Raw genomic sequence first — 8,022 nt, 5'->3', positions numbered from 1 at the left:
TTTCAAAGCCACGCCTGACAGCAAAAAGCCCAAGTATTATCTGCTGGAAATGTTCCCGTACCCGTCCGGCCACATCCACATGGGCCATGCGCGCAACTATACCATCGCGGACGTGATCGCCCGTTTCAGGCGCGCGCAGGGGTACAACGTGCTGCACCCCATGGGCTGGGACGCGTTTGGTCTGCCGGCCGAGAATGCAGCGCTGGAGCGGGGGCTGCACCCCGCCGGCTGGACGTACGAAAACAGTGCGACCATGAAAAAAGACCTGCAGAGCATGGGTCTGTCCATCGACTGGTCCCGCGAAATCGCCACATGCCATCCCGGTTACTACAAGCATCAGCAGAAGATGTTCCTGGATTTCCTGAAGGCGGGCCTGGCGTACCGCAAGGAAAGCTGGGTGAACTGGGACCCCGTGGACCATACCGTGCTGGCCAACGAACAGGTGATCGACGGCAAGGGCTGGCGCACCGGCGCGCCCGTGGAAAAGCGCCAGCTATCCCAGTGGTTTTTGAAAATCACGGATTTCGCCGAAGAACTGCTGGATGGCCTGAAAACCCTGGACAAGTGGCCGGAAAAAGTCCGCCTGATGCAGGAAAACTGGATCGGCCGCAGCGAAGGCGTGGAGTTTTTCTTCAAAATTGAAGGCCCCAGTCTCGCCTCCGATGAAAAACTGCAGGTCTACACGACCCGTGCGGACACCCTGATGGGCACGACTTTTGCCGTGTTGGCCCCTGAACATCCGCTCTCTTACAAACTGGCGGAAACTGACGCTGGCGCAAAGAAATTCATCGAGGAATGCCAGGCTCTCGGCACCAGTGAAGAAGCCATCGAGAAGGCCGAGAAGAAAGGCTATATAACGCCCTGGGTGGTCATCCATCCCCTGACGCAGGAACGCCTGCCGGTCTATATCGGCAACTTCGTTATCTATACCTATGGCACCGGCGCGATCAAGTCTGCCCCGGCCCATGACGAGCGCGACTTTGCCTTCGCCCAAAAATACGGTCTGTCGATCCGTCCCGTGATCACCGGTCCGGGCGTGGAGGAAGGCAAGCCCTATCCGCTGAAGGGTACGCTCATCAATTCGGGCAAGGAGTACGACGGTCTTACGTCCGACCAGGCGATCACGAAATACATCGACAAGCTGGAGGCCCTGGGCGTGGGCAAACGCCGCGTCAACTGGCGCCTGCGCGACTGGGGTATTTCCCGCCAGCGGTACTGGGGCTGCCCGATCCCGATTATCCACTGCGAAAAATGCGGCGTGGTGCCGGTGCCGGACAACCAGCTGCCCGTGACGCTGCCCGAGGATGTGACGTTCGACAAGCCTGGCAACCCGCTGGAGCGGCACCCCACGTGGAAGCATGTGGACTGCCCCACCTGCAAGGGCAAGGCCCAGCGGGAAACGGATACCTTCGATACATTCATTGACTCCAGCTGGTACTTCGCCCGCTTTACCGATCCACGCAACGAGGACAAGGCGTTTGACAAGGCGACGGCGGAATACTGGATGCCGGTGGACCAGTACATTGGCGGGATCGAGCACGCCATCCTGCACCTGCTGTACGCCCGGTTCTGGACGCGCGCCATGAAGAAATGCGGCTATTTCAGATTCGAGGAGCCATTCCTGCGCCTGTTTACGCAAGGCATGGTGACCCACGCGGCGTACAGGGATGCCAAGGGCCACTGGCTTTACCCGGAAGAAATGACGAAAAACGACAAGGGTGAATTCGTGCATAACGGCGCGCCGGTGACTTTCGCTGGCCTGCTCAAGATGTCCAAGTCCAAGCGCAATGTTGTCGGCGTCAACCACATCACCGACACCTACGGTGCCGACGCGGGCCGCCTGTTTATCCTGTCGGACAGTCCGCCGGACAAGGACATGGAGTGGACCGAGGGCGGGATCGAGGGTGCATGGCGCTATGTGAACCGCCTGTGGCGCCTGGTGGTTGAGACACCCGTGCCGTTGCCCGCAGTTGGGGCTGGTGCTCCTGCGGCGTTTTCGGACACAGCGCTGGAGCTTCGCCGCACGGTGCATAAAACGATAAAGGCCGTCACGGCGGGACTGGAGAATTTCCACTTCAACAAGGTGGTGGCCCTGATCCGCGAGATGACCAACGCCATTGCCGAGGTGAAAGGCGCCGGCGAGGGCGAGGCCTGGGCCCTGCGCGAGGCGCTGGAAACCCTGGTGCGTCTCATCGGCCCCCTGATGCCCCATATCGCGGAAGAGATGTGGCAGATGCTGGGCCACAAGGAAATGCTGGTGAACACGCCCTGGCCCGAGGCCGACGCTGATCTGGCGCGGGATGATACGGTGACGATTGCGATCCAGGTCAACGGCAAGACCCGCGCGACCATTGAACTTCCCCGCGATATGGACGCAAAGGCCGCCGAGGCCGCCGCCCTGGCCGATCCCGCCGTCGTGCGCAGCCTGGAAGGCAAAACTCCGCGCAAGGTGATCGTGGTTCCTAACAGAATTGTGAATGTGGTGGCGTAAATGAGCTCTCCCTATTCGTCATTCCAGATCCTTATAAGAAAGTCCCATGGTCCGAAAGGGCCCAGGAAAACAGCTTATAATGTTTATCAAAGGATTACTTTCAGCAGCGCTGTGCCTTGGCAAATCGGCAACGGACTTCAATCCTTCTGGTTTCCGGTCCGGGAAATTGTTTTTGCGCATCAGGAGGTCAGGGAGGCAGGAGGTCGCCCTTGGGCCACATCATCTGAAAAACATTGAGTTCAAGGGCGGAGACGAAAACCAGGTTTTCCTTTTCACCAACTTTCTCCAGTCGCAGGGTATAGCCTGTCGTCCTGGAAAATATTCTGTTGAAACCAGAGAACTGACCCAGGATACAGCAGGTGTCTTGAAAGAAATTTTCAGAACGCAGAACGTTCCGCCAGAAATCCTGTCCCATTTTGATCTTTTTGAAGATGGGTCGGCAAGACTTTCACAGGGTCCCCCGGTCCAGGATTTCCAGATCTGAAAAGAAAATCTTGCCGGACAGACAATGAAGCGCTTCAGATATGTATTTCTACTGGCTGGCCTGATCCTGATAGCCGGTTTTTTTGTGTCAGAGCGTTTTGTCATGCCTGTTTCGGGGGCCGGGAAACAGGACTGGAATAAAAAATCCTTCTGGCATGAGCCGTGGGGGCGTTCCGGCGTGCACAAGGGCGTTGATATTTTTGCCCACAAGGGAACGCCGGCTCTGGCGCCCGTGGACGGGATCGTTCTGTTCGCCGGCGAAATCTCCATGGGCGGCAAGGTGGTCCTGATGCTGGGTCCAAAATGGCGGCTGCACTATCTGGCCCACCTGGACGCGTACGACGTTTCCGCCGGAACCCTGCTGGGAGCAGGCCGGCCCGTTGGCACGGTGGGCAATACGGGCAACGCCAAAGGCAAACCGTCCCATCTGCATTATACCATCCTGACGCTGGTCCCGTATCCCTGGCTGGCCGACAGCAGCGCCCAGGGCTGGAAAAAGATGTTTTTCCTGGACCCGTCACTGCGCCTGGTTTCATCCCTCGCAAAGACGGGCTCGTAGGAGCATTTATTGCCCGGTTTCCGGCCGGCAACCTTCTGTTAACTGTTTTCTGTCAGAAAAATAAGATTCAAAGCTGCGAATCGGGCCTTTACACCGATTCGCGCTTCCGTTACACCTTTTCTGTCAGGATGAAGCAGGGAATAAAATACTTTCATGGCCGGGCCTCTGAAAATCGGCGTCATTATGGGTGTGATCTTTTTTTCAACACCTGCCTTCGCGCAGGTATGCAGCAGATTCACCGTGGCCGGCAGCGCAACAATTACGGGGCTGAGTGATGCAGGAGGGGTATGCGGAGGTAATACTCCCAATACCGTCAATGGCGCCGGCGCACTGACCCTGAACGGCGGAGATGGAACGTTCAGCTATTCAGGAACAATTACCACAGGTGGCGGTATATCCCTGATTTTTGAGAACATCTTCCAGACCCTGTCAGGAGCAAATACCTATAGTGGCGGAACTGTTATCGGAGCCAACGCTTTTGTTACTGGCGGAAGTGACACTGCCTTGGGCACGGGGGCTGTGACGATCAACAATGGCGGTACCCTGACATCAACAGATGACGAGTTTCAGGTTTTCGACCTGACTGTTCAGGCCGGGGGCGTCCTTGATCTTACGGGTAACGGTATAGTTCTGGCTGCAGGGGACCACTCGCTGGCAGGAACAGTTACAGGGGAGGGCAACCTGGTTCTTGACAACGGGGCTGTGGTCACCCTGCAGGCCCTGAATGTTCTCAGCGATGCGACCCTGGTTTCCAATGGTACAAGCACGCTTGATCTGAACGGGTTCGACCAGACTATAGGGGTCGGACTTATCGCGGCAGGTACAACCATCGATCTGGGGACGGGGAACGCAACGCTGACTATCACCAATTCCTTTGAGGTGGCCGGGGTTTTTGCCGGGAGCGGCACAGTCAGGATTGAGCCCTCTGTTATCCTATTCCAGGTGCAGGCAAACAACATTTTCCAGGGCGGCGCTGCTCTGGACATAACAGATACAGGTTTCGATCTGAACGGGTTTGAAGCCACATTTACCGAAGACACCCTGATCAGCAATATAACAGGATCCGGAATCATTCTGGGCAGTGGCACTGCCGGTACGCTGAACCTTGATATCTCGTCCGGAGAGGAAATCGGGTTATTTCTCATCATAGGGGAGGGCGATATAACAAAAACAGGGGCCGGAACTCTGGCTTTTAATGAGATTTCCATCTCAGGCGCGATTGACGTCGACGAGGGTACCCTGAGGCTTGATGGTACCAACATGGGCAGCGCATCCCTGAGCATTGACAGCGGGGCCAGCCTGACAGCGTCTTTGCCTGGCTTTGCCGGCTTTGGCACCAATATTGTCAACAGCGGAACTGTTTCTGCGGATGTGGGCCAGATCTTTAACATACTCAGCTATACAGGGGACGGTACGCTGCACTTTGGTCTGACGGATGCCGCCAGTGGCACTATGAATATAAGCAACAACATGACCCTGCTGCCGAACAGCTCGATTGCGGTCACAGCCCAGTCGGGGGGCTATATGCTGGGCCAGGCATATACCCTGGTTGACGTTGGTGGGCTACTCATTGGCGCCGTCAACGTCAATGGCCAGACGATTACAACGGGTCTGATGGAGCTGACGGTCAGCGCTGTGGATGGCCCCGGCGAGGATATCATTCTGACCGTGACCGATCTCTTTGGCAGTGGCGGTGGTGGGGGGGGCGGATTTGACTGCAGTGCCGTGGGCGCGGCCAATACGCATAACCGATGCCAGGTTCTGGCCGCGCTGGATACGGCCCAGAACATGAACGGCACCGATATCGGGGCGATCTATGACGCGCTCCAGCTGCTGTCCACAGAGGATGCCCGTGCGGCCCTGGACAGCCTGAGCGGCGATCTGGTGCCCCAGATGAGCAACGTGATCTTCCGCCACAACGACCAGTTCCGGGATCTTTCGCTGAACCGCATCAGCGGCCTTGTCAAAAAGGTTCCATCGAATCTGGCCATGAACCAGGAGCCGGTCAGGCTGGCATCCGCCGGTGCGGACATGCAGCAGCAGCTGGCCATGCTGATGAGTAACACCGGCGCGCTTCTCACCGGGCCTGACCCGGCGCTTTCGAATGGCGTGTGGGGACAGGCTCTGGGACAGCGGGACCAGGCCCATGAGGACAACCAGCTGAATGCCACCCACTATGGCTTTCAGGGCGGCGCCGATACCTTTGTGGATGAGAATGTCATGCTGGGCGTCACGGGCGCCTGGACGGGCGCAGATGTGGATATGGAAGACCGGCCTCAGGACGCCACGATGAACAGCTACCAGGGGGGTATCTATGCGGCTTACCAGGATGGGCCCTTCTGGCTGTCAGGAGCGGTGGCCTATGGCTTTCACCAGGTGGACTACGGGCGGGACATCACTGTCGGTACCATCCGCCGCCATGCGGAAGGCGAGTATGATGGCCACAGCATTTCCGGCATAATCGAGGCCGCTTATGGCCTGGATATGGGTGGCGGTCTGTTCGTGACGCCCGCGGTGGGTGTGCGTTATTCGGGCCTGTGGCAGGAAAGCTTTACGGAAACCGGCGCCGATGATGCCAATCTTCATTTTGAGGACGAGTTCGACGACAACCTGGTGGGAACGGCCGTGCTGTCCCTGTCACAGCTGTATATCACTGAAGAAGGCAATCGGGTTGTGCCCCAGCTGCGCCTGGGGGCCCAGTACGATGCAGGAGACCGGGATACCAACCGCGATGTAACCTTTGTGGGCCTGCCCACCGCATTCATGGACATCGAGCCCGCAGCCTGGGAAGGCCGCCTGTCGGGTGTTGTGGGGCTGGGCCTTGCCTGGGCCATGCCCGCGGATGGCACGGCCCTTGTCATGGACTATGAAGGCCGGATCAGCGGTGACCTCTCATCCCACAGACTCTTTGCGGGATTGCGCGTTCAGTGGTAAGAAAGCTGTCTTTTCCTGGATGTGAAAGACGCTGAATGCCATGATCGAAGCCAAGACTGTTGATATGAAAGATATCGTTGCCCTGTGCAAGCGCCGGGGCTTTGTTTTCCCCGCGTCCGATATTTACGGGGGTATCAACGGTTTCTGGGATTACGGCCCGCTGGGCGTCGAGCTGAAGAACAACCTGCGCGACCTGTGGTGGAAGCATATGGTCATTACCCCGCCGGTCGGTCCCGACGGCCAGCCAGTGGATATCGTTGGTATTGATTCCGCCATTATCCAGAACCCCAAGGCCTGGTTGGCGTCGGGACATGTGGGCGGCTTTTCCGATCCGATGGTGGATTGTCGTGAGACCAAGTTACGCTACCGCGCCGACCATCTTGTTGTCTACGTGCCGAAGAACGGCGAGGGCTCATCCATCGCCATCGTGGAAAACACGGAAGAAGATGCCATCGCAAGGCGCATCAAGAACCTGTCCGGAGGCAAAAGCCCGGGCAATTTCGAAAAGGTGTCGCTGACAGCGATGCCAAAAGAGGCGCTGGCCAATATTATTGGCCCTGATACAAAAACACCCGGCACACTGACCGAGCCGCGACAGTTCAACCTCATGTTCCACACTTTCGTCGGCGCAACAGCGGGCGAAGAGAACAAGGCGTATCTGCGGCCCGAAACAGCACAGGGCATTTTCCTGAATTTCAAAAACGTGGTGGACAGCAGCCGCGTGCGCGTGCCGTTCGGTATTGCCCAGATCGGCAAGGCCTTCCGCAATGAGGTGACGCCGCGCAACTTCATCTTCCGCTCGCGCGAGTTCGAGCAGATGGAGATGGAGTGGTTCTGCCATCCATCCGAAGCGAAGACGTGGCGCGATTTCTGGTTCGCCGAGCGCCAGAAATTCTGGACGTCCATCGGTCTGTCCGGTGACAACATCCGCATGCGCGACCATGAGAGGGACGAGCTGTCACACTATGCCAAAGAGGGCTATGGCACGGCCGACATCGAATACCGCTTTCCCTTTACTGCTCCCGGTTTCGGGGAACTGGAAGGTATTGCCCACCGGTGCGATTTTGACCTGAAACAGCACCAGGAGCATTCCGGGACGAAGCTGGAATACGTGGATCCGGTGACCAACGAACGCTTTGTTCCCCATGTGATTGAACCGGCAGCCGGCCTGACCCGTGGTGTACTGGCCCTGCTGTGCGAGGCCTATACGGTTGATCCGAACCGTCCGGCAGGCATGTTCATGAACTTCCACCCCTCGATCGCACCCAGGAAGGCCGCCATCCTGCCCCTGACCGCGAAGGGCGAGCATGTGCCCCTGGCGACCGAACTTTATATGAATGTACGCGAACACTACAGCATCGACCTGGACATCAAGCAGAATATCGGCAAGCGTTATGCCCGCCAGGACGAGATCGGAACACCTTTCTGCTTTACCATCGACGACCAGACGGCCCAGGACCGCACCGTCACCGTGCGCCACCGCAACACGATGAAGCAGGACCGCATCGCCATCGGCAGCATCCGCGAATACATGGCCCGCGAGATGGCCCTGATG

4 protein-coding genes are annotated in these 8,022 nt (G+C 57.9%); all 4 read left to right on the top strand.

The genetic code is table 11. The features are described 5' to 3' along the window. A partial coding sequence (gene leuS, locus M3O22_07495) for a leucine--tRNA ligase (GenBank protein MDP9196589.1) occupies positions 1–2,491 on the top strand: 2,491 nt, incomplete at its 5' end. Positions 2,492–2,999: 508 nt separating this feature from the next. Further along, a complete protein-coding gene (locus M3O22_07490; protein MDP9196588.1) occupies positions 3,000–3,533 on the top strand; it encodes a M23 family metallopeptidase in 534 nt (177 codons plus the stop codon). 153 nt (positions 3,534–3,686) lie between these two features. Further along, a complete protein-coding gene (locus M3O22_07485; GenBank protein MDP9196587.1) occupies positions 3,687–6,467 on the top strand; it encodes an autotransporter domain-containing protein in 2,781 nt (926 codons plus the stop codon). 64 nt (positions 6,468–6,531) lie between these two features. Further along, a partial coding sequence (locus tag M3O22_07480) for a glycine--tRNA ligase (GenBank protein ID MDP9196586.1) occupies positions 6,532–8,022 on the top strand: 1,491 nt, incomplete at its 3' end.

The sequence above is a fragment of the Pseudomonadota bacterium genome, assembly GCA_030775045.1.
GTDB lineage: Bacteria > Pseudomonadota > Alphaproteobacteria > JALYJY01 > JALYJY01 > JALYJY01.
This window is presented reverse-complemented; position numbering and strand designations above follow the sequence as displayed.

Bases quoted from the DNA above. Each gene is read 5' to 3' on its own strand.
- M3O22_07485 (MDP9196587.1), top strand. From the start codon at position 3,687: ATGGCCGGGCCTCTGAAAATCGGCGTCATTATGGGTGTGATCTTTTTT.
- M3O22_07490 (MDP9196588.1), top strand. From the start codon at position 3,000: ATGAAGCGCTTCAGATATGTATTTCTACTGGCTGGCCTGATCCTGATA.